The following is a 23800-nucleotide window of genomic DNA, read 5'->3' as shown; positions in this document are numbered from 1 at the left end:
GAGCCCGACACCACCCAATGGGCGAGGCGGATTGTGAGCGGCGTGCCGTTTCTCAAGATGAACGGGCTGGGCAACCAGATCATCGTGGCCGATATGCGCGGCCGCGCCGACCGCGTCACACCCGCGGCGGCCATTGCCATCAACGCCACCGATGGCACCAAGTTCGACCAGATCATGGCCATCCATGACAGCCGCACGCCCGGCACCGCCAACTATATCGAGATCATCAACTCCGATGGCTCGCTGGCGCAGGCCTGCGGCAATGGCATGCGCTGCGTCGTCCAGGTGCTGACCTCGGAGCAGGGACGGCAGGCTTTCACCTTCGAAACCATGGCCGGGATTCTCTTCGGCGAGCAGCGCGACGATGGCCTCTTCACCGTCGACATGGGCACGCCCAAATTCGCCTGGTATGACATTCCTCTCGCCGAGGAATTTGCCGATACGCGCAAGATCGAGCTGCAGATCGGGCCGATCGACGCACCGGTGCTGCATTCGCCTTCGGTTGCTTCGATGGGCAATCCGCACGCGACCTTCTGGGTCAACCAGGACGTGTGGTCCTATGCGCTCGATCGCTTCGGACCGATGCTGGAAAACCACCCGATTTTCCCCGAGCGCGCCAACATCTCGATCGCCCAGGTCGTGGCGCAAGACAAGATCATCCTGCGCACCTGGGAGCGGGGCGCCGGCCTCACCGAGGCCTGCGGCACTGCCGCCTGCGCTGCCGTGGTCAATGGCGCGCGCACGCGCCGCACCGCCCGGGCCGCGACCGTCACCCTGCCGGGCGGCGATCTCTTCGTCCAATGGCGCGACGACGACCACGTGGTCATGACCGGTCCGGCCGAACTCGAATGGACCGGTACGCTGGATCCCGCCACCGGCGCCTGGACCCGCGCCGAGGCCGCGGCCTGATGGCCGTCCAGACGCTGACATTCGGCTGCCGGCTCAACGCCTATGAAGCCGAGGTGATGAAGTCGGAGGCCCAACGGGCCGGGCTCGACAATGCCGTCATCATCAACACCTGCGCGGTGACATCAGAGGCTGTGCGACAGGGCAAGCGCGCCATCCGCAAAGCCCGCCGCGACAACCCGGCCGCCCGCATCATCGTCACCGGTTGCGCCGCCCAGACCGAACCGCGCAGCTTTGGCGACATGGCGGAAGTCGACCTCGTCATCGGCAATGCCGACAAGATGAAGGCATCGAGCTACGCGCCCATGGCCTTCGGCCTGCCCCTCAACGACAAGGTGCAGGTCAACGACATCATGAGCGTGCGGGAAACTGCCGGCCACCTGATCGACGGGATGGATGGGCATACCCGCGCTTTCGTGCAGGTGCAGAATGGCTGCGACCACCGCTGCACATTCTGCATCATCCCTTTCGGCCGTGGCCCGTCGCGCTCGGTGCCGATGGGAACTGTGGTCGAGCAGATCAAGCGGCTCGTCGGCAGTGGCTGCCGCGAGGTGGTGCTGACCGGCGTCGATATCACCTCCTACGGGCCCGATCTGCCGGGCAGCCCAACCTTGGGCAAGCTGGTCCAGTCCATCCTGCGCCATGTGCCCGACCTGCCGCGATTGCGCATTTCGTCGATCGACTCGATCGAAGCCGACGAGGCGCTCTATGACGCCATCGGGTCGGACAACAGGCTGATGCCGCACCTGCATCTGTCCCTGCAATCGGGCGATGACCTGATTTTGAAGCGCATGAAGCGCCGGCATTCCCGCGACGATGCCCTGGCCATCGTGGCCAAGCTCCGCCGCCTGCGCCCCGACATCGTCCTGGGCGCCGATATCATCGCCGGCTTCCCCACCGAGGACGATGCGATGTTCGAGAACACCCTCGCCATCGTGACCGAGGCGGACCTCACCTACCTGCACGTCTTTCCCTATTCGCCGCGCCAGGGCACCCCTGCCGCCCGCATGCCGCAGGTGAGCAAGCAAGCAGCAAGAAAGCGGGCAGAAATCTTGCGGCATGCTGGCGATATGCAGGTCCAAAGGCTCATGGCCAGTCGCGTCGGCAGAATCGAAAACGTGCTCACCGAGCGCAACGGCATCGCTCGCACCGAACAGTTCCTGCCGGTCGCCATGCCGGGATCGGAACCGGGCAAACTGCTTGCCGTTCACATCACCGGCGTCGCCGCCGACGGCCTGGTGGGCGAAACAGTCCGCGAAGCGGCCTAAACGAAAGCTCCTCATGACCGACAAGAAGCCGGGATTTTTCAAGCGCCTGTTTGGTGGCGAGCAGCCGGTCCAACCGCCCGCGCCGCCCGAGACGCAGCCCGTTTCCGCGCCCGTCCCCCAGCCGGTCGGGCCCACCCCGGCGCCGCCCCCGGACATCGTTCCCGAGCCTGAACCGGCGCCGCTGCCCGGCCCGCCGGAAACCACCCCCGATTATGTCGAGGACATCGAGGCGCAACGGGCCGTGCCGGAGCCCGAGGCGACCGCCTTTGTCCCGCTCGATCCGCCTGCCGTGGTCGAAGTGCCGGTCGAAACGCCGCGCCAGGGCTGGTTCGCGCGCCTGGCCACCGGCCTCAAGCGATCGTCCGACCAGCTCACCGGGTCGATCACCTCGGTCTTCACCAAGCGCAAGCTCGACGCGGCCACGCTCGACGAGCTGGAAGACGTCCTGATCCAGGCCGACCTGGGTCTGGAAACCGCCACCGCCATCACCGAAACGCTGCGCCGCGACCGTTTTGATCGCGACGTATCGGGCGAAGACGTGCGCGCCGTCCTGGCCAGCGAGGTCGAAAAGGTGCTTGGACCGGTAGCGCGGCCGCTGGTCATCGACAGCACGCGAAAGCCCTTTGTCATCCTGATGATCGGGGTCAACGGTTCGGGCAAGACCACCACGATCGGCAAGCTGGCGCAGAAGTTCGCCGCCGAGGGCAAGTCCGTGATGCTGGCGGCCGGCGATACCTTCCGCGCGGCCGCGATCGAACAGCTGCAGGTCTGGGGCCAGCGCACCAATGCCCCGGTCATCAGCCGCCCTGCGGGCGCCGACGCCTCGGGCCTTGCCTTCGACGCGGTGACCGAGGCCCGCGCCCAGGGTCGCGATGTCTTGATCATCGACACGGCCGGCCGTCTGCAAAACCGCGACGAGCTGATGAACGAGCTCGAAAAGGTCATCCGCGTCATCAAGAAGGTCGAGCCGTCCGCGCCCCATGCCACCCTGCTGACGCTCGACGCCACGACCGGGCAGAACGCATTGCGCCAGGTGGAGATCTTCGGCCAGCGCGCCGGCGTGACGGGCCTGGTGATGACCAAGCTCGACGGCACGGCGCGCGGCGGCATTCTCGTCGCCATTGCCCGGCGCTTTGGCCTGCCGGTACATTTCATCGGCGTCGGCGAAGGCGTGGGCGATCTCGAACCGTTTACCGCCAGCGACTTTGCCCGGGCCATCGCCGGCACCGACTAGCCCCAATCTGACCATGGTTGCGGCCTATCTCGGCCTTGCATGCCGGGGCGCTTGCGCTCACATTGCCCTCACTGCGTTCGAGATTTGCCGATGACCCAAAAAGCCGAAGCCGAGATCAACTGGGATGAACTGCGCCCGCAGCTGATCAAGATGGCGCTCGAACTGGGTCCGCTGGTGGTCTTCTTCATCGCCAATGCGCGGGCGGACATCTTCGTGGCGACAGCCTGGTTCATGGGCGCCATGACGCTCTCGCTGGCCTTGTCCTGGCTGATCTTGCGCAAGATCGCCATCATGCCGCTGGTTACGGGCGTGGTGGTGCTGGTGTTTGGCGGCCTGACCCTGTGGCTGCAGGACGATACCTTCATCAAGATCAAGCCCACCATCACCAACACGCTTTTCGCCTCGGTGCTGCTGGGCGGCCTGCTGTTTGGCCACTCGCTGCTCAAATACGTGTTCGGCGACGTCTACAAGCTCCGGCCCGAGGGGTGGAGCAAGCTCACGCTCAACTGGGGCCTGTTCTTCGTCGCGCTCGCCATCATCAACGAAGTGCTTTGGCGCAATTTCTCGACCGATATCTGGGTCGCGTTCAAGGTCTGGGGCGTCATGCCGCTGACGGTGATCTTCTCGATCAGCCAGGTCAGCCTGCTCAACAAATATGCCCCCGCCGCCGAGCCCCACCACGTGCCGCCCATCGTGGTGGAGAGCTGAGTGTCGCCTCTCCCTCCGCGGGGAGAGGCAAACAAGATCACGCTGACGGTACGGCGCCGCCGCCGAACAGGCCGATGACCACGCCCTGGACCACCAGTACGCCCAGCAGGTGCAGGCCATCGATGATGGTCAGCGACCACTTCATCCCCTCGTAGCGGTGGTTCATGATCAGGCTGGTGACGACGAAGCCCAGCCACATATGCGCGCCGACGATTGCGCCCCCCGCCACGGTGACCTCACCCATCAGTGCCGGCGTCAGCAGCGCCAGGAAATAGGCCATGACCAGTTCGACCAAGACCGACCAGATGAACGGCGTATAGCCAACGTTGAGTTGCTCGCGGGTCTTGCCCAGCGCGTTCAGCCACTGCCTGGATAGGCCCATATACCAGGCCGCCCCGAAGGCGAAGCTGGCGACCGTGGCCAGCACGACGGCCAGCCAGTTTACGGCGAAATGCGAAATCATGATGTGTCCCCCGCGCGACTGCGCCAGGGCAGATTAGCTGTGCCTGGCTCGGCCGGGAAGGTGCCAAAACGCGGTATGGATTGGCCAGGAACGGGCCGTCAGAGGCCGCCCATCTTGCAGATGAGGTCCCATTCTGCCGGGCTGACCTTGGAGACCGACAGCCGCGAATATTTGACCAGCTCGAGTTCGGCCAGCTCCGGCGTCGCCTTGACGGTGGCCAGGGTCACCGGCTTGGGCAAGGGCCTGACCGCTTCGACATCGACGCATTGCCAGATGATCTTGCCATTTTCATTGGGCTCGGCGGTGGTATCGGGATGGGCCAGGGCCACCACCTTCATGATGCCCACGATCTCCTTGCCGATATTGGAATGGTAGAAGAAGGCCAGGTCTCCCAGCTGCATGGCCACCATGTTGTTGCGCGCCGTGTAGTTGCGCACGCCGTGCCATTGCTCGACTTCGCCACGCTTGTTCTTGGCCACCAGATCGTCGAACGAGAAAACGTCCGGTTCCGATTTCATCAGCCAATAGGCCATGGATCAGAACTCCCGGCTGGTGTGGTTGAAGGCGACCCGCCAGGGCTTCACCTCCACCGAGCCGAAAATGCCCGCCGCGATGAAGGGATCTGCCAGCAGCGTCGCCTTGGCCGCATCGATATTTTCCGCCTCGAGCACCAGCAGCGACCCCTCGGGATTGCCGTCTTCACCCATCAGGGCGCCGGCCAGCACGAGTTTGTCGCCCATGGCCTTGAGATGCTCCAGATGCACCGGCCGGGTCGCGGTACGCTGTTCGCCGGTGCCCGGCTTGTCCTTGGCGATCATCACAAAGAGCGGCATTGGTCTAGTCCTCCCGTTTCAGCGGGCGGGACATCAGGCCCGCAACCACTGTGGTAATATCGGCTTGGCCGCTGAGCACGGCCTGCACGGCAGCGATCAGCGGCGCCTCGACGTCGAGGCTTTTGGCCAGCGCGTCCGCGACCGGCGTGGTGGCCACACCTTCGGCCAGTTTGGCGCCGCCCGAAATGATCGCCTCGACCGACTGGCCGCGGCCCAGCGCCATGCCGAACTGGTAGTTGCGCGATTGCACCGACGTGCAGGTGAGCGTCAGGTCGCCCAGCCCGGCCAGGCCGGTCAGCGTCGCCGCCGAGCCGCCCATGGCCGAGACCATACGGGCCATTTCGGCAAAGGCCCGGGCGATCAGCGCCGAGCGCGCCGAGGCGCCCAGCCCCGCGCCCTCCACCGCGCCGCAGGCCAGCGCATAGACGTTCTTGAGCGCCCCGGCGATCTCGACACCGATACGGTCATCAGCGGCATAGGGGCGGAAGCTGGGTCCGGCCAGCGCCGCGGCCAGGAGGGAAGTCTGGCTGGCATCGTCGCCGGCCAGTGTCACCGCCGTCGGCCGGCCAGCCGCCACGTCCGCGGCAAAGCTCGGCCCCGACAGCACGAAGGGAATGGCATCGGGCGCCATGTCGAGCAGGATTTCGCTCTGCCGGTCCAGCGTGCCGGTTTCGAGGCCCTTGGCCGACAGCACCACGGGCTTACTCGCCAGCAGGTCAGGATCGAGCGCCGCCAGGGCCGCGCGGCTCGACTGGGCAGGCACGGCCAGGATGACGATATCGGCAGGCGCCGCCACGGTCGTGGCCGAGATGGCCCCGTGCAGCGGCTGCGTTCCAAGGGCGCGGCTGTTGGTGTGGTTCGAATTGATCTCGTCGACCTGCGCCGCATCGCGCGTCACCAGCGAGACGGCGCGGCCGGCCATGGCGCAGGCCTGCGCCAGGGCCGTGCCCCAGGCGCCGCCGCCGATGACACTGACGCTGTCAAGCCGCATCGGACCTGACCTTCATGTCGTCCAGGTCCAGCGGCCAGCGCGGGCGGGCGACGAATTCCAGTCCGTCATGCACGCCCAGCGCGAAGCGCTCGGCTCCCGCCCAGGCCACCATGGCGCCATTGTCGGTACAAAGCGCGATGGGCGGTACGATGAGCGTAGCTCCGGCCTCGGCACAGACCGCACGCAGCGCTGTGCCGATCGTCTGGTTGGCCGCGACGCCGCCGGCAACCACCAGCCGCATGTCCTGCCCCGGAAACCGGCTGGCAAACTGCTCCAGCGCCTGGCGCGAGCGCGTGGCGACGATCTCGGCCACGGCGGTCTGGAAGCTCGCGGCAATATCGGCGACGTCCTGATCGGCCAGCGGCGCCAGCGCCTCGGCCTGCAGCCGAACCGCCGTCTTGAGGCCGGAAAATGAAAAATCCATCCGCGCCTCGCGCAGCAGCGGACGTGGGAACTTGAAGCGATGGGAATCACCGGCCTTGGCAATCCGCTCGACCGCCGGCCCGCCCGGATGACCCAGGCTCAGGAGCTTGGCCACCTTGTCGAAGGCCTCGCCCAGCGCATCGTCGATCGTGGTGCCCCAGCGCTCGTAGTCGCCGACGCCGCGCACGAGCACGAACTGCGAATGTCCTCCGCTGACCAGCAGCATCAGGTAGGGAAACGGCACTCCGTCGGTCAGCCGCGCCGTCAGCGCGTGGGCTTCGAGGTGATTGATCCCGAGCAGCGGCTTGTCGAGCGCTGCAGCCAGGGCCTTGGCCGTGGTCAGTCCCACCAGCACGCCCCCGATCAGTCCAGGGCCAGCGGTGGCTGCAATGGCGTCGACTTGCGCAAGCGGAATGCCCGCTTCGCGGCAGGCCTGGGCGATGATGTGGTCGAGATAGGTCACATGCGCCCGCGCCGCCAGCTCCGGTACCACGCCGCCGAATGCCGCATGTTCGTCGAGCTGGCTGCGCACCACATTGGAACGAATAGTGCCCCTGCCGAATTCGTCGCGCACGACCAAAGCTGCCGCGGTTTCGTCGCAGCTGGTCTCTATGCCCAGGATGGTGGCTGGCGCTTGCCCGGTCACGACGAACTGGTTACTCCACGGTGGTAGCCCGCACTGCCTACTATAGGACGAAAACAGATTGCAATCGCCGACACCCTTCGCCCGGATCGGAACACGCGGCAGCCCGCTGGCCCTGGCCCAGGCGCGACTGGTGCGGCGCCTGTTGGCCCAGGCGCATGGGGTCGGCGAAGATGATATTGCCATCGAGGTGATCTCGACCGGCGGCGACCGTTCGCAGGCCAGCAATGCCAGCCTGGTCGAGTTAGGCGGCAAGGGTCTGTTCACCAAGGAAATCGACGAGGCCATGTTGGCGGGCCGGGTCGATATCGGCGTCCATTCGAGCAAGGACGTGGCCACCCGCCTGCCCGACGGCATCACGCTGGTGGCCTTTCTCGAACGCGAGGACGTGCGCGACGCCTTCATGTCGGTCAAGGTGCAGAGCCTTGATCACCTGGCCGAGGGCGCCAAGTTCGGCACCTCCTCGATCCGCCGCGCCGCGCAGGTCCTGCGGGTCCGGCCGGACCTCCAGATCGTCCCCTTCCGCGGCAATGTCGGCACGAGGCTGCAGAAGCTGCTCGACGGCGTTGCCGACGCCACCATGCTGGCCGTGGCCGGGCTCAACCGGCTGGGTGAGGGCCACCGCGCCACCGCCCTGCTCGACCCCGAAATCTTCATGCCCGCGCCGGCCCAGGGTGCCATAGGCATTGCCGTACGCAGCGACGACAGCCGCATGGCCGGGATCGTCGCAGCTCTCGACCACGCCCCGACCCACCGGGCGATAACCGCCGAGCGCGCCATGCTCGCGGTGCTCGACGGCTCCTGCCGCACGCCAGTGGGCGCGCTGACACGCCTGGATGGTCAGGCCCTTGTGCTCAAGGGGCAAATCCTCAGCCTGGATGGCAAGACCGCCTTTGATGCCGCGGCATCCGGCACCGATCCGGTATCCCTTGGCCGCCAGGTGGGCGAGGACCTGATCGCCCAGGCCGGCACGGAGTGGCTGGCCCAATGGGCGGCCGCGTCGTGAAGATGCTGGTGACACGTCCCGAGCCGGACGCCCAGGCGACGCTGGCACGGCTCGACGCGCTCGGCATCGCCGCGACGGCTGCCCCGCTCATGGTGCGCCAGACGCTCGATGCCAGCCTCCCACCCCCAGATGGCTTTACCGCCATGGTGCTGACATCGGCCAATGCCGTCCGCTCGCTGCTCGATCGCGGTGTCCTCGATCACTATCGGCACCTGCCGGTCTTCGCCGTGGGCGATCGCACGGCGCGAGAGGCCAGCGAGGCCGGGTTCGAGCGGGTCAGCAGTGCCGCCGGGGCATTCCAGGACCTGGTCAATGCCATGACCATTGCCCGCGTCCCGGGCCCGATCTTTTATCCCACCGGCAGGCACCAAAGTGCCGATCTTGCCAAGGCCCTGGCGCCGCTGGGCGTGATGGTCGTGACGGCCAAGATCTACGATATGGTCGCCGCCGATGCACTGCCCGAAGCCATTCTCGATGAGCTCGGTGACTCCATCGGAGCGGTGCTGGCCTATTCGCGCCGTTCCGCAGAAATCTTTGCCCATCTGGCCGCGAGCCTATCTCCAACGAAGCGGCGCAGCCTGGCCATGCTCTGCCTGTCCGAAGCCGTTGCCGAGCCCCTGCTGGAGGCGCGTTTCAGCCGCATAAGCCTGGCGGACCGGCCGGACGAAGACGCCATGATGACCCTCGCGCTGGCTTTTGCCCGCGAGCAAACTGGGCCATGATCGGCACCCAATAAGAGGACACCTTGCAATGGCGGATACCAAGGGCAACGATTCCAAGCCGAACGAGACCAGGACCGGCCCCGTAAAGCCGCCAGTGCTCGATCTCAAGGCCCGCGAGTCGGCCACCGACAAACCCGAGACCAAGGGTGATGCCAAGGCCGAACCCAAGCCGGAACCCAAGCCGGCTTCGGTCAAGGACGCGCCCGCGCGGACCAAGCCGCCCGAACCGGCGGCGGGTGGCTTCGGCTTTGGCGCGGCCTTGCTCGGTGGCGTACTGGGCCTGGCCGCCGCCTATGGCCTGGCCTGGTTTGGCCTCTGGCCTGCCGCGCCGGCCCCGGCACCCGCCGCCGATCCACGCGTCGCGCAATTGGCCACGGCTGTACCCGAACTCGAAACCGTGACCCAGACCACCCAGGCGGAGCTGGCGACGCTGAACCAGCGCATCGGCGCCCTCGAGACTGCGACACCAGCCGCTCCGGCAGCTGCCGCACCGGCTGCCGCCCCGGCTGATCTCAGCGGCGTCGAAACCGACCTTGCCGCACTGGCCGCGCGTGTCGATACCCTCGCCGCCACCCCTGCGCCGGCCGCCGATACCGGCGCCACCGATGCCCTGCGCACCGAGCTTGCCGCCCTCGCCACGCGACTCGACGAGGTTGCGGCGCGCCTGGGCACCGCCGAGGCTGGCCTGCGGACGCTGGACACCACCGTGAGCGAAACGACGGCGACCCTGGCCGACCAGCCCAGCGATATCGGTGCCGTGCTGCAACTGCCGCTGATCCTGTCCGGGTTTGAAACCGCCTTCGCCACCGGCCGCCCCTATGCCACCGAGCTTGGCGCCCTGCGCGCCGCCGCGCCTGACGCTTCGATCCCCACGGCCATCGCCAACAAGGCGGAAACCGGCCTCACCCGGCCCGATCTGATTGCCAGCCGCTTCGCCGCGGTGCTGCCGGCCATGCTTGCCGGCCGACCGGTGGCCGAGGATGCGTCCTGGCAGGATGGCGCCCTCGACTGGTTCCGCTCGGCCATCGCCCTGCGCCCGACCGGGGAGATCGAGGGCGACACGCCAGAAGCCGTCATGTCGCGACTCGAAGGCGCCATTGCGCGGCGAGACTTCCTGACCGCCGAGACCTTGTTGGCAAGCCTGCCCGCGCCCATGCTTGCGGCCGGCGAAGATGTGCCCGCGCTGGTTGCCGAGCAGGCCGAGGCCGCCCGCTTCCTCGATGAGTTGCGCGCCAGCGCCCTCTCCGGCGAGGTCGCGCAATGATCCGCCTCGCCTCCTGGATCACCGGCAGCCTCGTCATCGCCGCGCTTGCCGCCTGGCTGATCTCGCTGCCCGGTACGCTCAAGCTCACGGTCGCCAACTACACCATGGAGCCGCGGCTTGGCGCTGCGGTCTTCTTGTTCATCCTGGTCGCCATCGTCGTCATCGCCCTCTGGGCCATCGTCCGGCGCATTCTTTCGGCGCCGCGCAACATGGCGCGGCGCAGCCGGGAGCGCCGTCGCGAACAGGGCGTTGAAGCGCTGTCCGATGCCATCGTGGCGCTGCAGGCCGGCGATCCGGCCCGCGCCCGCCTGCTGGCGCGCGAAGCCCAGGCCCGGCTGCCATCAAATGCCGCGGCCCGCCTGCTGGAGGCCCGTGCCGACCTCGCCCTGGGCGACATGCCGGCCGCCCGCGAGCACTACCGCGCCCTCATCGCCAGCGAAAAGACCGCCGTCGCAGCGCTGACCGGGCTCTATGACCAGGCGCGCGCCCAACACCGGCCCGAAGCCGCCCTCACCTTTGCGCGCAAGGCGCTGGCGCTGGCGCCCCAAAGCGGCTGGGCCGCCGACGCCGTGTTCGACGACCTGACGCGACGCGGGCAGTGGGCCGAGGCTGTGGCCATGGTCAATGCCGAGCAGGCCAATAGCCGCGAGGAACGGGCCCGCAAGCGGCGCCGCCAGGCGGTGATCGAGACCGCCCGGGCCCGCGAGGCCGAAACCAGCGATCCGCTGGCCGCACTCGACCACGCCACCACCGCGCTCAAGCTCCTCCCCGACTTCGTACCCGCCGCGCTGATCGCGGCTCGCATCCACATCAACCGTGGCGAAGCCCGCAAGGCCATGAGCCTGTTGCGTCGCATCTGGCGCGCCACGGGCCACCCCGATATCGCCGCGCTTTATGCGCATGCCCAGCCCGGCGCCTCGGCCATAGAGCGGCTGAAGCGGATGGGCGAAATCATCGAAACGCCGCCGCCGCATCGGGCCGCCGGGATGGCCCTGGCGCGATCGGCCATCGACGCCTATGACTGGCCGCTGGCGCGCAGCGCGCTGGCGCCCTTTGCCGGCCCCGATGCGACCCAGGGCGTCGCCAGCCTGATGGCCGAAATCGAGGAAGGCCAGAGCGGGGACCAGGGCAAGGCCCGCGAATGGCTGGCCCGTGCCGTGCGCGCGCCGCGCGACCCGGCCTGGACCGCCGATGGCCTGGTCAGCGACGAATGGGAACCGATGTCGCCGGTATCAGGCAAACTCGATGCCTTCGAGTGGAAAGTGCCGGTCACCATAGCGGCGCGCAGCCAGGCCGAACCGACCGTCCCGCAATTGCCGGCGGAAGCCCCCTTGCCTCTTGCACCGGCCGCCAACCCAACGTAAAAGGCCACCCGTTGCCGCTTTAGCTCAGTTGGTAGAGCACATCATTCGTAATGATGGGGTCACGTGTTCGAGTCACGTAAGCGGCACCATTCCCCCTTTATCGTCACTCCCTTCGGGCGCGCGGGTCACATCTTGTAGCGCTTGGGCGGTATGACCGTGTCGTGGTTGAGATGCACGATCAGTTCGGGGATGTCGCGCGCCGGCAGCGGACGGCTGAACAGGTAGCCCTGCACCTGCTGGATCTGCGTCTTGGCCAGCAGCAGGTCGAACTGTCCTGAGGTCTCAACGCCTTCCGCCACCACCGTCAGGTCCAGGTCCCGACCCAGGCTCGCCACATTGGTCAGCAGGCGCAGCGAACGCTCGTTGGCTTCGATATCCTGCACGAAGGAACGGTCGATCTTGAGCTTGGAGAACGGCAGGGCCGAGAGATAGCTGAGCGAGGAATAGCCGGTGCCGAAATCGTCCAGGGCGATTTCAACCCCTTTTGCCGCGAGCGCCTCCAGCACCGACTTGGCAATCTCGGGCTCTTCGATCAATGCCGTTTCGGTCACTTCGATCTCAAGCCTGGTCGGTGGCAGGCCGGCGGCGCTCAAGGCGGCATCCACCACCTTTTCGACATCCATGCCGCGGAAGTCGCGCGTCGAGACATTGACCGCGACGCCGACCTCGCCCGGCCAGCTGCGGCATTGGCTGATGGCTTCGGCGATCACCCATGCGGTGATGTCGGATATGAGGCCCGTTTCTTCGGCCAGCGGGATAAAGACGGAGGGCGCGATCATCCCCAGTTCGGGATGGTTCCAGCGCGCCAGGGCCTCGCAGGCCACCACCTTGCGCGTGGCCACGTCCAGCAGCGGCTGGAAGGCCAGGGTCAGCCCGCCCTCCTGAATTGCCAGCCGCAGGTCGGCCTTGAGGCGCTGCTTATAGTGATAGTCGATGTCCATCTGGGCATGAAAGACGTGGCTTTTGGCCTTGCCGTCGCCCTTGGCCGAGTAGAGCGCCAGATCCGCCTTGGTCATCAGGTCATCCACCAGATCAATGGGGTTGGCGCTGATGACCAGACCGATGCTGACATTGACCTGGAGATTGAGTCCTTCGAGCAGGAACGGCGCCTGGAACGCCTCGAGCAGCGGCTGGGCATCCGCTTCGGCGGCGAAGCGATCGACATTGCGCCGATAGGCCACAAATTCATCGCCACCCAGGCGGGCGAGAACGGCATCCTCGGGCAGCGCCTTGCGCAGCCGGCGCGCCACCTGCATCAGCAACTCGTCGCCCACCAGGTGTCCAAAGCTGTCATTGACGTGCTTGAAGTCGTCGACGTCGATGATCATCAACGATACGACACGCCCACCGTCGCTCCGCTCGGCACGCCGCTGATCGAGATCCTCGCTGGTCAGTTCGCCGAAATAGGTCCTGTTGGGCAGGCCGGTCAGCACGTCATGGCGCGCCATGTAGCTGATGCGCTCCTCGGTGGCGACGCGGTCGCTGATATCCTCGAACAGCAGGACGCTGCGGCCCTGCCGTGTACTGACGGTGACCTCGAAGTAGCGGGCATTGGCCAGGCACAGCAGCACCTTGCCCGACTGGCCCTGCCCGACGATATTGAGCAAGCGGCCGGTCGCGGTGCGCGGTACGCCCCGCTGCGCCATGGTTTCGAGTACGCCCTGCAACGGCAAGCCGACGAGCGGCCCAACGCCGATCGCCGCGAACAGCCGCTCGGCGCGATCATTGACCACCGAAATCGTGCCATGCTCGTCGAGCAGGCACAGACCATGTTCGAGCGTCGCCATGGCCATGTCGAGTTCGGCCGCCAGCCGCGAGGCCTCCACCCGGCCATGCACGGCACTGAGCAGGATGGTGCGCACATTGGCGGCGAGCCGGCGGAAACTGGTGAGAATGAGTCCCACCAGCGCCGCCAGGATCACGTGATAGACATCGCCATGCAGGGCAACGCCGACCGATAGCGGCACGATGATCAGCAGCATCTGGATCGCCACCAGCCTGTCGAGGCCGAAATTGCGCGCGACCACGCCCACCATGATGGCAATCGAGATCGACACGCTGGCCAGCTCGGCAAAGGAGTCCTTGACCACCGCCATGGAAATCAGGCACCAGGCGCCATAGGTCGCCGCCAGAAAGCCGCCATGGATCAGGGCGCGCGTTTCCCACACCTCGGCGGGCGCGGCGTTTTCGTCCTGCCCCGTCGCGCGCCAGAATGCCCGCATGTTGGCATAGCGCGCCAGGCCGATGACGACAAAGGCCAATGTCACCAGATAGAGCGCAAGCGAGCCTGTCCTGTAGGCCGTCAGCCAGGCTGCAGCGGCGCTTGCCACCGAGCCGGCCAGCGACGTGCGGGGGTCGCCATAGACCGAGCGGAGCACGGACGCATAGTCATGCGATGGCATGGTTTTTCGCGCTGAGGTAAACACGGATTCTCTCTGGTTGGCCGATACACAAGCCACCCAAAGGCCTTAAGAACGCCTTGCCACTTCTCCTCCCGTCAGGAAAATTGCGGAGCGCAGGGTGAATGTCTCTTTAATGGATTGATAGGCATTGTCGGCGGTGTGCCCGCTAGAGCGCGACCTGCGCCACCTTGAGCGCGGCAATGGCATCGGCCGGCGTCATCGCCGCATCGTTCCAGAAGGCATTGGCGACCGCCCACACCGCGGCGATCCAGGCCGGGGAGGCGGTCAGGTGCGGTGTCGGCAGTGCGAAATCGGCCCGCTCCAGGGCGCCCAACGCCATTTTCGAACAGCTGTCGATTTCGCCGCGCGCGTCGAGCCGGACCGGGGTCGACCCCTTGGCGGCAGCAAAGCGGGCTTGCACGACCGGATCGAGCACCACATCGGCAAAGGCGCGCTCCGCCGATTCCATGTCCGGCGACGTCCCGCCCAGCAGACCCCAGCTATCGACCGTGACCGGAACATGGACGGCGCCGGGCACGAAGCGGCAGCCGAAGTCATCGATGTCGTTCTTGCCGGCGGCCCGCCATTCGCCTTTCATCCAGTCGCCCTGTAGCTGCAGCAGCGCCTGGCCGTTGATCACCATATTGGTGGCCATGTTCCAGTCGCGGTTCACCGCCTCGGCATCGGCTTCCTGCTGGAAGCGCCGCAGCCAGTCAAACACCTCCAGCAGACTGGCATCGTAAAGCACCTGCGGATCGGGGGTTTGCCCATAGAGCCCCTCATAGACCCCTGGCGCGCCCAGGCTGGCCACCAGGGCATGGGTCAGGTAGCCCACCTGCCAGGGCTGCGCACCCACGGCAATGGGTTGAAAGCCGGCGGCACGCACCGCGGCGAAATCGGCCCACATATCCTCGAGCGAGTTCCAGCGCTCCGGGTCGATGCCCGCGGCCTGGGCGACGCGGCGATTGTAGTAGAGCATGGCATCGGTGTGGATGGTCGCCGGAATCTTGACGATGGCGCCATCGATGGTGATGGCGTCGCGTACCACCTGCGGCAGCTGGGCCAGCACGCCATTGCCGGCGAACTGATCCTCCAGATGCAGGACCTTTCCCTCCCGCTCGAGCGCCCGGTAGATTTCCGGCTGCATCTGCAGGAATGCATTGGGCGAGGTGCCGCCTTCGATCAGCTGCACCACGTCGAAATTGCCATTGGCATCGTGCGGGATGGCCAACGGCATCCAGCGGTGTCCATGCGCCTCCAGCTCGTCGCGCAGCACGTTGAGCGCGGAGAGTTCAGCCGGCGACGCCCAGTTGTGATAGATCACGAGATCGGCCGCCCGGGCGGGGACGCTCAGAGCAATGGCGCAGGCTAGCCCAGTCAGCCGTCGGATCCAAACCACGCGCATGCCTCTCCCGCTCGCGAACCGATGGGGCAGGTGGCCGTTCCGGCCTTGTTTGCCATAGCAATTCGAGCCTGTTGAAGGCTGCGACCAAACTGCTTGCAAAGGCGTTAAGATCGGCCGTGACGCTGTATTGCGGTGTCACCGGCCAGGGCGCGAAAGGTGAACCATGGTTGAAAAGCTGAGCGACGGCCAACGCGAGACGGCGCTGCGCGGTCTGGATGGCTGGGTTTATGACGCCACGAGCGGCGCCATTGCCCGGGCCTTCAAGTTCAAGGATTTTTCCGAAGCCTTTGCTTTCATGACCCGGGTTGCGCTGGCGGCCGAGAAGGCTGGCCATCATCCCGATTGGTCCAACACCTACAACAGCGTGACCATAAGCCTGTCCACCCACGACGCCGGCGGACTCAGCGCCAGGGACATCGCACTGGCCCAGGCGATCGACAAGCTACTCGCCTAGTGGAAATTGCGCCCGCCCGGCAGCGCCGCATAAGCCTGCCGCCGCGCACGTTCGATTTCGCGAAGGGCGTCGCGATTGCGGCTGTCACTGGCGGGTGGTCCCGACTTGCCTTCGTCGGCCCGCGCAACAACGCTGTCGCCAATATCCAGGCCATGCGACAGATCAAGCAGATGTGGCGTCAGATCGACCATGTCTTCGGCAATGACGTGGATGACCAGGCCCTCCCGCTGCACTTTGCCCCGCACGGCGAGCATGCGGCTCGACAGAAGCGTCTTGCGCAACTGGTCATTCTCGAAAAGCTTCGGCCAGACCACAAGATTGGCAACCCCGGTCTCATCTTCGAGTGTCACGAAGATCACCCCGCTTGCCGTTCCGGGCCGCTGGCGCACCAGTACCAGTCCGGCGACTTCGATACGCACATCTGGTGGCACCATGGCGAGATTTACCGCTCGCGTGGTGCCCCGCTCATCCAGCATCGGTCGCAGGAACTGCACAGGGTGGCCCTTGAGCGATAGCGACAGCGTGGCATAGTCGTGGATAACCTCCTCTCCCGGAGACATCAGCGGCAGGTTGGCTGGCTGGTCCATTTGCGTTTCCACCGCACCGGAGGCCCGAAACAGCGGCAAAGTATCGGCTCCATAGGTGCCAACCAGCCCGCGCACCGCCCAGAGAGCTTCTCGTCTGTTGAGCTTGAAGCACTCTAAAAAGGCATCCGCCCGGGCCAGCTTTTCAAGGCTGGCGATGGGCACGCCAGTCCGGAGCCAGACATCGCGAATAGACTCGAAGCGTCCCTTGATACGTTCTTCGACGATGCGATCAATATCCTTGCTTGCAAGGCCTTCAACCTGTCGCAGTCCGAGGCGGATGGCCTTCGTGGAGCGGATGTCTGCCTTCATCATGCTATGACGCGACCAGATATGTTCCACGACTGCCCACCCGTCTTCCTCAAGGGAAGAATCGTTGTTGGAGGTGTTGATATCGGGCGGGCGGACTTCGACGCCGTGCTCGATTGCGTCCCGCACAAGCTGGCTGGGCGCATAAAAGCCCATGGGCTGCGAATTGAGCAAGGCGCAAAGGAAAACATCCGGATAATGGCATTTCAGCCAGCACGAGGCATAGACCAGCAAGGCAAATGACGCGGCATGGCTTTCTGGAAAACCATATTCGGCAAATCCTTCGATCTGTGAGAAGCAGCGCCTTGCAAATTCCTCGCTATATTGCCTGTCGGGATTGTTCATCATCCCTTGGATGAACTTGTCCTTGAAGATGCCGATCTTGCCCGTGCGGCGCCAGGCGGCCATGGCACGACGCAGTTGATCGGCCTCCCCAGCCGTGAAACCCGCCCCCTTGATGGCCATCTGCATCGCTTGCTCCTGGAACAGGGGGATACCGAGGGTCTTTTTGAGGACCTGATCCAGTGGATCTGCGGGATCCGGTGTCCAGACCTCCTTACCCTCGCGCCGCTTGAGATAGGGATGAACCATGCCCCCCTGGATCGGCCCCGGGCGCACGATGGCCACTTCGATGACCAGATCATAAAACTCCTTTGGCTTGAGGCGTGGCAGCATGGTCATCTGCGCCCGGCTTTCGATCTGAAACACGCCGATCGTATCCGCCCTGTGGGTCATTTCATAAACGGGCACCGCACGTTGCGGGTGCCGGTATTCCTCGTTCTGCAGCTCGGCCAGCTCGACCTTTCGACCGTAGTGCTTTTCAAGCAGGCCGAAAGCGCGCTGCAGGCAGGTCAGCATGCCCAGCGCCAAGATATCAACCTTGAGAATCTTCAAGGCGTCGATGTCATCCTTGTTCCATTCGATGATGGTACGGCTGTCCATGGCCGACTTGCTGATCGGCACCAGGCTTTCAAGACTATCGCGCGTGATGACAAAGCCACCCACATGCTGGGACAGGTGGCGCGGAAAGCCGCGCAACACCTTCACCACTTCGAACATTTGCGCCAGCACGGCATCATCGGGGTTCAGGCCCAGGGTCTTGACCTTGGCCAGATCGAGTTTCGACCCCCAGCCCCAATGCAGCTGGTTGAAGGCAGCGACCGTGTCATCCGAGACACCGAAGACCTTGGCTGCTTCCCTTATGGCGCTTTTCGATCGATAGGAAATGACATTGGCCGTCAGGCCAGTGCGCTTGCCACCATATTTCTTGTAGACGTACTGCATCACCTCCTCGCGCCGCTCGTGCTCGAAATCCACGTCTATGTCGGGAGGCTCGTCCCGTTCGGTAGAGATGAAGCGGCCAAAGACGAGCGTCGCCTTCCGAGGATCGACTTCGGTTATTTCCAGGCAATAGCAGACCGTGGAATTGGCGGCCGAACCGCGCCCCTGGCAGAGAATGCCAAGGTCGTATCTGGCGTAGCGCACGATATCCTGAACCGTCAGAAAATAGGCGGCATAGCCTTTTTTATCGATGAGCCTGAGTTCGTTGTGGATCTGCTCTTCCGTGCCGGGGGGCAAGCCTTCGGGAAAGCGCTTTCTGGCGCCGTCCCAAGTCAATCGTTCCAGCGTTTGCTGGGCCGTTTCGCCATTGCCTATGGTTTCTTCTGGGTAGTTGTATTCAAGGTCGCTGAGTGCGAACCCGATCTGCCCGATGAACCTCTGCGTCTCCAGAATGGCCTGAGGGTGATCGGAGAAAAGGCGAGCCATTTCCTCGGGCAGCTTTAGGTGCCGCTCCGCATTGGCCGACAGCAGCCAACCGGCCTCATCGAGCGTCTTATGCTCACGGATGCAGGTCACGACGTCAGCAATGATGCGCCGATCAGGCTCGTGATAGAGCACGTCATTGCTGGCAATCATGCTGGCCTGATATTGCCTCGAGAGCGCTGCTACACGATTGAGCCTGGCGCGATCATCGCCATCAAAACGCGGCGTACCGGCAACCCAGACCCGCTTTGGCGCTGCCTGGCTCAACTGCGCCAATGTCCTTTCGGTCAGCGCCCAGTCGGTTTCATCCGGCAACAGAATGAACAATTGGCCCTGGGCAAAATTCTCCTGCGGGCCCTGCTCCTCGGGAGCCGGATTGCCTGATCCGAACAGGTCGGCGAACAGGAGAACTGGTTTGCCCTTTTCACCGCGCTGATTGCCAACGGTCAGCAGCTTGCACAAGCGCCCATAGGCGAGCCGATCACGGGGATAGGCAATTATATCAGGCGTCCCGTCGGCAAAGCAAAGCCGTACGCCGACCAGATAGCGAAAATGCTCCGGACGATCATCGTGGTCACGCGCAGCCACATAGCCGCGAACCACGCCGGCAAAACTGTTGCGGTCGCAAAGCCCGAAAGCGGTCATGCCCAGATAGATGGCAGCCGAAACGAGCTCCTCCGGATGAGAAGCGCCGCGCAGGAAAGAAAAATTGCTGGTTCCGATCAGCTCTGCATAGGCGGGTACCGATTTGGGTGGAGCCAGCCTGGCCGGGCTCCTGGGCAGTTCGACCACATTGCTCATGCAAAAAAGCCCTGCAGATACCAGGTTGGCATGCGAGGACCGCCGTAAAATCCCAGGCGGAAGACCCAAAAACGGCGTCCTTCCTCGTCTTCAACCCGGTAATAGTCTCGGGTCTGCGCCTCGGCTTCGTGAACGGGCAAGTCAGGCATATAGGGGGCAATGCCGGGCTTTTCGGCTTGTGAGGGATCCTCGGGTTCTGATGGAGGCACAAGCAGAAGCCGTTCTTCCTTTCGCCACCATTCTGCACCCAGCCGCTCCGGACCGGCGCCCCTCACCAGCCGGTAGGATTGACGACGCCAGATCATGGACGCCGGTAGGCCATCGGGAACTTCGGCACTGATCAATACCGGTTCGGGCGCCGGCAGGAGACGCAGTGGCCGGTTGAGGCCTGGCTGGGGTAACGTAGCGATTTCGGCCATTGCCTGGCTGGGCACCAGCCTGGCTGCTCGTTCGGGGAGGTGACTGGCTATCAACTGTGTGCGCAACACAGCCATCGCACCCAGGCGACTCGCCATGCGATCATTGAGCTGGGCGAGGTCCTCGGTTCCGTCTTCCGCACTGAATACGCCGAGCTGGTTCGGCTCGAGTGTGTCCAGAGAACTGGCGGCCAACCGGATCATGTCGATGCCGAAACCGGCGTCGTATTCTCCCTGGAGCCGCTCTGACCTGTGCTCGAATAGCTGGCAAATATGCTGCGGGTTTCGCGTAACGCGGGCGGAATTGACCGAGAGCGTCATAACCTTGTGGTCGACACGATACAGAAACAGGTGAAAGGCTTGTGCCCCCTGCCCTGTGGCTTCCAGTTGATGAGCAAGCCTGATGGCAAGATCGTGGGCACAGGCCAGCACATCGTCCATCAACCCGATCGGCTCGGCGAAGCGCCGCTCGACATGCTGCTCGGCGAGCGGCAAACGAGGCGTCATTCGTTCTTCGATTAAGCCATAGGCCTGATCGATCCGGGTCAGTAGGGATTGGCCAAACCTGGCCTGTAACGGCTTGCGCGGGCGCTGTCGTAATTGCCCTATTGTTGTAAGGCCCATCTGCGTGAGTGACGCAATCTGAGCCTCACTCAGCCGCAATGCCGCAACTGGCAAGGCATCGACAAGCCCGGCCAGGGCCTCGTCCTCGACCACCTGGCTTCGAGCAAAATGGCTGATGCCCCAGGCCGCCCCTATGGTGGGAGCGATAGCACCCGCCACCGTATAACCCAGCATGCGCAATCTTGTGAGCAACTCGCGCAGCATGGCACGCTCGTCACCAAACAGATGGGCAACCCCGGTAATGTCGAGCACCAGGTCACCGAAGCGGCTGATATCCTCCATGACGGCGACAAGGGGACTGGCATTGGAATGCCAGTCCGCGAAATCGGCAAAGCCGGCTTCCAGCAGCGGGCGGTTCATTTCCTGCACGACCAGACTGGGCACCAATGCTCGCGCATCGGCTACGCTTTGTCCCATCCTAATGCCAGCCCGTCCGGCTTCGCTGTCGAGGGCCGAAATTCTCAGCCCGCCTTTGATTCTTTCGTAAAGCGCCAATGGCGAAGCTAGACCGCGATCAACCCGCTTGAGGTAGTCGGTCGGCCAGGTTGGAAGAAACAGCACCAGAAAGCGTCGTCGACTGGCGGGGGTGATCGTCGTTGCGAGGAGTGAAGCTTGAAATTCCATTTTCGGTCCATCCCAACACCCATTCGGCGTGCTGTCTGACGAGAGATCCCCGCTCGAGCCGGACATGCCAGCGCAGCCCGCCAGGCGCCCTTTCGTCATATTTCTTCCGCTCGCTTCGACTCGGCAGCAGATGCCATCGCAAATGCGCTGCACTTGCCTCTCGCCATTGCCCGTAGCGCAGGAGAAACATCGAGCTCCCCGCTTCTGCCGCCCGCAGGCTGAGACGCCGGCTCGACGTGAAATCGAGCAGCTTCTGCCGGCTGGAAATATCGGCAACAACGCCTGCCACCGCCCGGCAGGCCAACGCCTCTTCTGCCGCCCAGAGCAGTTCGGCAGCGCTCCCCGGACGCACCATGACCAGTGCAGCAGGATCAAGGCCGAAGTGGATCAGCCCGGGACCATAGGGCATGCCAAGTTTCTGGGCCTCGGCAGCCAACTGGATATAGACGATGGCAACGCGCCGCGAAGTCAGCAATCCCCGAGCCTGCGCCAAGGCAAAACCAAGGCTTGCCCCCGCATTGCGAAGATCATCGGTGAACACTTCCTGCAACAATCCGCCCGCCAGATTGGGGAACTGCCCTTCCTGGGTTTCAACCCGGGCCCGCGCCTCGGCCAGAGCCGGCTTGCGTTCGATATCGGCAATGGTCTCCCGCAGCGCGCGGAGGCGCTGTTGCTGGTCGGGCGAAGACATCGCGCCAATCCCCAAGTGAACAAAACAGGAACATTTAGACTCCGAATCTTTCCAGAGTCGAGTCCCTTTTCATCACCCAATCGGATCGAGTGTGGCCCTGCCGCATCAAGCCTGCCCAAGAGCGCCTGGCAGCCGAACTGACCCATTGAGGAAATCTACCGGACTGTTAACTCTGGTTTGCCTGCCTCCCGGCGTGCAAACCCTTTTCGCTGATCCTGCCACTCCCCGGAGGCTTGCCGCCATGTTCGAGGCCATTACCCGCCTGTTCAACAAGCCGGAAACGGCGCTGGCCAGCAACGACCCCAAGCTGTCCGTCGCAGTCCTGCTCGTGCATCTGGCCGCTGTCGACGGGCAGATGAAGGACGAGGAGCGCAGCGCCATCAAGGGCGCCCTGATCGATCACTATGACATGGACGAAGCGTCCGTGGACAAGCTGATCAAGGAGGCCGCCCTGCGCGATGCCGAAGCGGTCGACTTCTTCCGCTTTACCCAATCCATCACCCAGCTCGACATGGAAGACCGCATCGAGATCATCCGCATGATGTGGATGGTGGTCTTTGCCGACAAGAAGAACCACGAGCTGGAAGACAACATGGTTTGGCGCATCGCCGAGCTGATCGGCGTCTCCTCGCGCGACCGCACGATCCTCCGCAACCAAGTCAGCAAGGCCGAAAAGGCTTGAGAACGCCTGATCAATAGGCCTCGAACTTGCCGATGATCTCCACCTCGTCGCTGGCGCAGTCGAAGTCACCCGACGCATCGGCCGCCTGGCGCGCCAGTTCATTGGCATCCTTGTTGGCCAGCGCATCGATATAAGCGACGTGGCAGCTATTGCCTTCGACGAGCTGCGTCACGACCAGCACCTGCCCTTTGTCCTCACCGGTTTCGGGATCGGCCGTAAAGTAGCGCACGATGGTGGCGATGGGCATCCAGCGTCCCGAATCGTTGCTGAGACGCCATTCGAGCTTCCCACCCAGATGGTTGAACGGCGGCAGCGTCTGGCCATCGGCCATCTTGGCCCCGAAGCCATAGATCAGCGAAAAGCGCAGGTCGCCCTCGGTCACCATCAGCGGATAGCCCTTATAGCCCGGGCAGGACCAGCTGGCGCCGAAATCGTCGGCCTCGAGCACCAGGCATTCGTCGAGGTCGATATCGGTATAGGCGCTGTTGAAGCCGGCATAGGCGGGGCCGGCCAGCGCGGCAACGGCAAGAGTGGCGGCGAGGAGCTGTTTCATCGGAGTCCTTTTGGGCAACGGGACGGGCAGGTTTGCGCCAAACTGGCTTGCCTTTGCGGCCTGTGTTGGGCACAACCCAGCCACTTTGTCGCCTCCCCGATGAACCAGAGCTGAAGCCAAAATGAACATCGACGCCATCCCGACCGGCAAGAATCCCCCCGACGACCTCAACGTCATCATCGAAGTGCCCATGGGCGGCGAGCCGATCAAGTACGAAATCGACAAGGCCAGCGGTGCCCTGTTCGTCGATCGCTTCCTCTATACGCCGATGCGTTACCCGGGCAATTACGGCTTCGTGCCTCATACCCTGTGCGGCGATGGCGACCCGCTCGACGTCATCGTGATGAATTCGCGCCCCCTGGTGCCCGGCGCCGTCGTGCGCTGCCGCCCGATCGGCGTGCTGTTCATGGAAGACGATGGCGGCCAGGACGAGAAAATCCTCGCCGTGCCCGTGCAGAAGCTCACCCGCATGTATGACGCCATCAAGGATATCGGCGACATGCAGGAAATCCAGGTCGAGCGCGTGAAGCACTTCTTCACCCACTACAAGGATCTCGAGCCCGGCAAGTGGGCCAAGATCAGCCATGTCGGCGGCTACGAGGACGCCAGGAAGGTGATCCTGGATTCCATCGAAATGGCCAGGAACGCCAAGTAGTCCTACCCATC

At 64.5% G+C, this 23800-nt stretch carries 22 protein-coding genes and 1 tRNA gene; 12 read left to right on the top strand and 11 right to left on the bottom strand.

Features of this window, described 5'->3' with window-relative positions; all coding sequences use genetic code 11:
• The first annotated feature begins 57 nt into the window (after nucleotides 1-57).
• The 4 genes from dapF to JI749_RS03280 all read left to right on the top strand — a co-directional run bounded on the left by dapF (nucleotide 58) and on the right by JI749_RS03280 (nucleotide 4116).
• Nucleotides 58-909 carry a diaminopimelate epimerase gene (dapF, locus tag JI749_RS03295; protein ID WP_201662494.1) on the top strand — a complete coding sequence of 284 codons (852 nt, stop codon included), beginning with the start codon at nucleotides 58-60 and terminating at the stop codon, nucleotides 907-909.
• The gene (mtaB, locus tag JI749_RS03290) at nucleotides 909-2174 is read left to right on the top strand and encodes a tRNA (N(6)-L-threonylcarbamoyladenosine(37)-C(2))-methylthiotransferase MtaB (protein WP_201658953.1); all 1266 of its coding nucleotides are present in this window, start codon (nucleotides 909-911) and stop codon (nucleotides 2172-2174) included. Before dapF ends, mtaB begins: the two co-directional genes overlap by 1 nt.
• 13 nt (nucleotides 2175-2187) lie before the next feature.
• On the top strand, nucleotides 2188-3408 hold the full coding sequence (gene ftsY, locus JI749_RS03285) for a signal recognition particle-docking protein FtsY (protein ID WP_201658950.1): 1221 nt from the start codon (nucleotides 2188-2190) through the stop codon (nucleotides 3406-3408).
• Nucleotides 3409-3498: 90 nt separating this feature from the next.
• On the top strand, nucleotides 3499-4116 hold the full coding sequence (locus tag JI749_RS03280; RefSeq protein WP_233280845.1) for a septation protein A: 618 nt from the start codon (nucleotides 3499-3501) through the stop codon (nucleotides 4114-4116).
• 37 nt (nucleotides 4117-4153) lie between these two features.
• Here the strand turns inward: JI749_RS03280 and JI749_RS03275 are convergent, their stop codons facing one another.
• The 5 genes from JI749_RS03275 to tsaD form a co-directional block, all read right to left on the bottom strand.
• Nucleotides 4154-4579 (bottom strand): DUF1761 domain-containing protein, encoded by a 426-nt coding sequence (locus JI749_RS03275; RefSeq protein WP_233280844.1) that lies wholly within the window; start codon nucleotides 4577-4579, stop codon nucleotides 4154-4156.
• Between the two features lie 98 nt (nucleotides 4580-4677).
• A complete protein-coding gene (locus JI749_RS03270) occupies nucleotides 4678-5112 on the bottom strand; it encodes an EVE domain-containing protein (RefSeq protein WP_201658944.1) in 435 nt (144 codons plus the stop codon).
• Between the two features lie 3 nt (nucleotides 5113-5115).
• The gene (locus JI749_RS03265; protein WP_201658925.1) at nucleotides 5116-5412 is read right to left on the bottom strand and encodes a YciI family protein; all 297 of its coding nucleotides are present in this window, start codon (nucleotides 5410-5412) and stop codon (nucleotides 5116-5118) included.
• A gap of 4 nt (nucleotides 5413-5416) precedes the next feature.
• Complete coding sequence (locus tag JI749_RS03260; protein WP_201658922.1) at nucleotides 5417-6403, bottom strand: NAD(P)H-dependent glycerol-3-phosphate dehydrogenase; 987 nt, start codon at nucleotides 6401-6403, stop codon at nucleotides 5417-5419.
• Nucleotides 6393-7448, bottom strand: coding sequence for a tRNA (adenosine(37)-N6)-threonylcarbamoyltransferase complex transferase subunit TsaD (gene tsaD / locus JI749_RS03255; protein WP_233280971.1), 1056 nt, complete (start codon nucleotides 7446-7448; stop codon nucleotides 6393-6395). Before tsaD ends, JI749_RS03260 begins: the two co-directional genes overlap by 11 nt.
• A gap of 82 nt (nucleotides 7449-7530) precedes the next feature.
• On the opposite strand from tsaD, the gene hemC reads away from it, so the two are divergent.
• The 5 genes from hemC to JI749_RS03230 all read left to right on the top strand — a co-directional run bounded on the left by hemC (nucleotide 7531) and on the right by JI749_RS03230 (nucleotide 11914).
• Entirely contained in the window at nucleotides 7531-8475 is a 945-nt protein-coding gene (gene hemC, locus JI749_RS03250; protein ID WP_201658919.1) for a hydroxymethylbilane synthase, read from the top strand.
• On the top strand, nucleotides 8457-9197 hold the full coding sequence (locus JI749_RS03245) for a uroporphyrinogen-III synthase (protein WP_201658916.1): 741 nt from the start codon (nucleotides 8457-8459) through the stop codon (nucleotides 9195-9197). Before hemC ends, JI749_RS03245 begins: the two co-directional genes overlap by 19 nt.
• Before the next feature lie 28 nt (nucleotides 9198-9225).
• Nucleotides 9226-10461 carry a COG4223 family protein gene (locus tag JI749_RS03240; RefSeq protein ID WP_201658913.1) on the top strand — a complete coding sequence of 412 codons (1236 nt, stop codon included), beginning with the start codon at nucleotides 9226-9228 and terminating at the stop codon, nucleotides 10459-10461.
• Complete coding sequence (locus JI749_RS03235) at nucleotides 10458-11825, top strand: heme biosynthesis protein HemY (protein WP_201658910.1); 1368 nt, start codon at nucleotides 10458-10460, stop codon at nucleotides 11823-11825. Before JI749_RS03240 ends, JI749_RS03235 begins: the two co-directional genes overlap by 4 nt.
• A gap of 13 nt (nucleotides 11826-11838) precedes the next feature.
• Nucleotides 11839-11914: transfer RNA gene (locus JI749_RS03230), tRNA-Thr, on the top strand.
• Between the two features lie 36 nt (nucleotides 11915-11950).
• Here JI749_RS03230 and JI749_RS03225 read toward each other — a convergent pair.
• On the bottom strand, nucleotides 11951-14227 hold the full coding sequence (locus JI749_RS03225) for a putative bifunctional diguanylate cyclase/phosphodiesterase (protein ID WP_201658907.1): 2277 nt from the start codon (nucleotides 14225-14227) through the stop codon (nucleotides 11951-11953).
• 166 nt (nucleotides 14228-14393) lie between these two features.
• Nucleotides 14394-15626 (bottom strand): ABC transporter substrate-binding protein, encoded by a 1233-nt coding sequence (locus tag JI749_RS03220; RefSeq protein ID WP_201658905.1) that lies wholly within the window; start codon nucleotides 15624-15626, stop codon nucleotides 14394-14396.
• A 169-nt stretch (nucleotides 15627-15795) separates the two neighbouring features.
• Between JI749_RS03220 and JI749_RS03215 the strand changes: the two genes are divergently transcribed.
• Nucleotides 15796-16086: a 4a-hydroxytetrahydrobiopterin dehydratase gene (locus tag JI749_RS03215; protein ID WP_201658902.1), complete on the top strand. Its 291-nt coding sequence runs from the start codon at nucleotides 15796-15798 to the stop codon at nucleotides 16084-16086.
• On the opposite strand, the gene JI749_RS03210 is transcribed toward JI749_RS03215, so the two are convergent.
• The 3 genes from JI749_RS03210 to JI749_RS03200 are packed head-to-tail and all read right to left on the bottom strand — an operon-like array spanning nucleotide 16083 to nucleotide 21914.
• Nucleotides 16083-19544, bottom strand: a complete 3462-nt coding sequence (locus JI749_RS03210; RefSeq protein ID WP_201658899.1) for an error-prone DNA polymerase — start codon at nucleotides 19542-19544, stop codon at nucleotides 16083-16085. The genes JI749_RS03215 and JI749_RS03210 overlap by 4 nt on opposite strands.
• Nucleotides 19541-21208, bottom strand: a complete 1668-nt coding sequence (locus JI749_RS03205) for a Y-family DNA polymerase (RefSeq protein ID WP_201658895.1) — start codon at nucleotides 21206-21208, stop codon at nucleotides 19541-19543. Before JI749_RS03205 ends, JI749_RS03210 begins: the two co-directional genes overlap by 4 nt.
• On the bottom strand, nucleotides 21099-21914 hold the full coding sequence (locus JI749_RS03200; RefSeq protein WP_201658892.1) for an ImuA family protein: 816 nt from the start codon (nucleotides 21912-21914) through the stop codon (nucleotides 21099-21101). Before JI749_RS03200 ends, JI749_RS03205 begins: the two co-directional genes overlap by 110 nt.
• A gap of 226 nt (nucleotides 21915-22140) precedes the next feature.
• Here JI749_RS03200 and JI749_RS03195 point away from each other — a divergent pair, with 226 nt between their 5' ends.
• Nucleotides 22141-22581: a tellurite resistance TerB family protein gene (locus JI749_RS03195; RefSeq protein ID WP_201658889.1), complete on the top strand. Its 441-nt coding sequence runs from the start codon at nucleotides 22141-22143 to the stop codon at nucleotides 22579-22581.
• 10 nt (nucleotides 22582-22591) lie between these two features.
• Here the strand turns inward: JI749_RS03195 and JI749_RS03190 are convergent, their stop codons facing one another.
• The gene (locus tag JI749_RS03190) at nucleotides 22592-23134 is read right to left on the bottom strand and encodes a hypothetical protein (protein ID WP_201658886.1); all 543 of its coding nucleotides are present in this window, start codon (nucleotides 23132-23134) and stop codon (nucleotides 22592-22594) included.
• Between the two features lie 121 nt (nucleotides 23135-23255).
• Here JI749_RS03190 and ppa point away from each other — a divergent pair, with 121 nt between their 5' ends.
• The gene (gene ppa / locus JI749_RS03185; protein ID WP_201658883.1) at nucleotides 23256-23789 is read left to right on the top strand and encodes an inorganic diphosphatase; all 534 of its coding nucleotides are present in this window, start codon (nucleotides 23256-23258) and stop codon (nucleotides 23787-23789) included.
• Nucleotides 23790-23800: the final 11 nt, after the last annotated feature.

It is taken from the genome of Devosia oryziradicis (assembly GCF_016698645.1).
Classification (GTDB): domain Bacteria; phylum Pseudomonadota; class Alphaproteobacteria; order Rhizobiales; family Devosiaceae; genus Devosia; species Devosia oryziradicis.
Note: the sequence above shows the minus strand (reverse complement) of the source record. Positions and strands in the feature narration are given on the sequence as shown.

Bases quoted from the DNA above. Each gene is read 5' to 3' on its own strand.
- JI749_RS03205 (WP_201658895.1), bottom strand. From the start codon at position 21,208: ATGGAATTTCAAGCTTCACTCCTCGCAACGACGATCACCCCCGCCAGT.
- JI749_RS03260 (WP_201658922.1), bottom strand. From the start codon at position 6,403: ATGCGGCTTGACAGCGTCAGTGTCATCGGCGGCGGCGCCTGGGGCACG.
- JI749_RS03215 (WP_201658902.1), top strand. From the start codon at position 15,796: ATGGTTGAAAAGCTGAGCGACGGCCAACGCGAGACGGCGCTGCGCGGT.
- JI749_RS03280 (WP_233280845.1), top strand. From the start codon at position 3,499: ATGACCCAAAAAGCCGAAGCCGAGATCAACTGGGATGAACTGCGCCCG.
- JI749_RS03275 (WP_233280844.1), bottom strand. From the start codon at position 4,579: ATGATTTCGCATTTCGCCGTAAACTGGCTGGCCGTCGTGCTGGCCACG.
- JI749_RS03225 (WP_201658907.1), bottom strand. From the start codon at position 14,227: ATGCCATCGCATGACTATGCGTCCGTGCTCCGCTCGGTCTATGGCGAC.
- JI749_RS03240 (WP_201658913.1), top strand. From the start codon at position 9,226: ATGGCGGATACCAAGGGCAACGATTCCAAGCCGAACGAGACCAGGACC.
- mtaB (WP_201658953.1), top strand. From the start codon at position 909: ATGGCCGTCCAGACGCTGACATTCGGCTGCCGGCTCAACGCCTATGAA.
- ftsY (WP_201658950.1), top strand. From the start codon at position 2,188: ATGACCGACAAGAAGCCGGGATTTTTCAAGCGCCTGTTTGGTGGCGAG.
- JI749_RS03245 (WP_201658916.1), top strand. From the start codon at position 8,457: ATGGGCGGCCGCGTCGTGAAGATGCTGGTGACACGTCCCGAGCCGGAC.
- JI749_RS03190 (WP_201658886.1), bottom strand. From the start codon at position 23,134: ATGAAACAGCTCCTCGCCGCCACTCTTGCCGTTGCCGCGCTGGCCGGC.
- JI749_RS03235 (WP_201658910.1), top strand. From the start codon at position 10,458: ATGATCCGCCTCGCCTCCTGGATCACCGGCAGCCTCGTCATCGCCGCG.
- JI749_RS03270 (WP_201658944.1), bottom strand. From the start codon at position 5,112: ATGGCCTATTGGCTGATGAAATCGGAACCGGACGTTTTCTCGTTCGAC.
- ppa (WP_201658883.1), top strand. From the start codon at position 23,256: ATGAACATCGACGCCATCCCGACCGGCAAGAATCCCCCCGACGACCTC.
- dapF (WP_201662494.1), top strand. From the start codon at position 58: ATGAACGGGCTGGGCAACCAGATCATCGTGGCCGATATGCGCGGCCGC.
- JI749_RS03195 (WP_201658889.1), top strand. From the start codon at position 22,141: ATGTTCGAGGCCATTACCCGCCTGTTCAACAAGCCGGAAACGGCGCTG.
- JI749_RS03265 (WP_201658925.1), bottom strand. From the start codon at position 5,412: ATGCCGCTCTTTGTGATGATCGCCAAGGACAAGCCGGGCACCGGCGAA.
- JI749_RS03210 (WP_201658899.1), bottom strand. From the start codon at position 19,544: ATGAGCAATGTGGTCGAACTGCCCAGGAGCCCGGCCAGGCTGGCTCCA.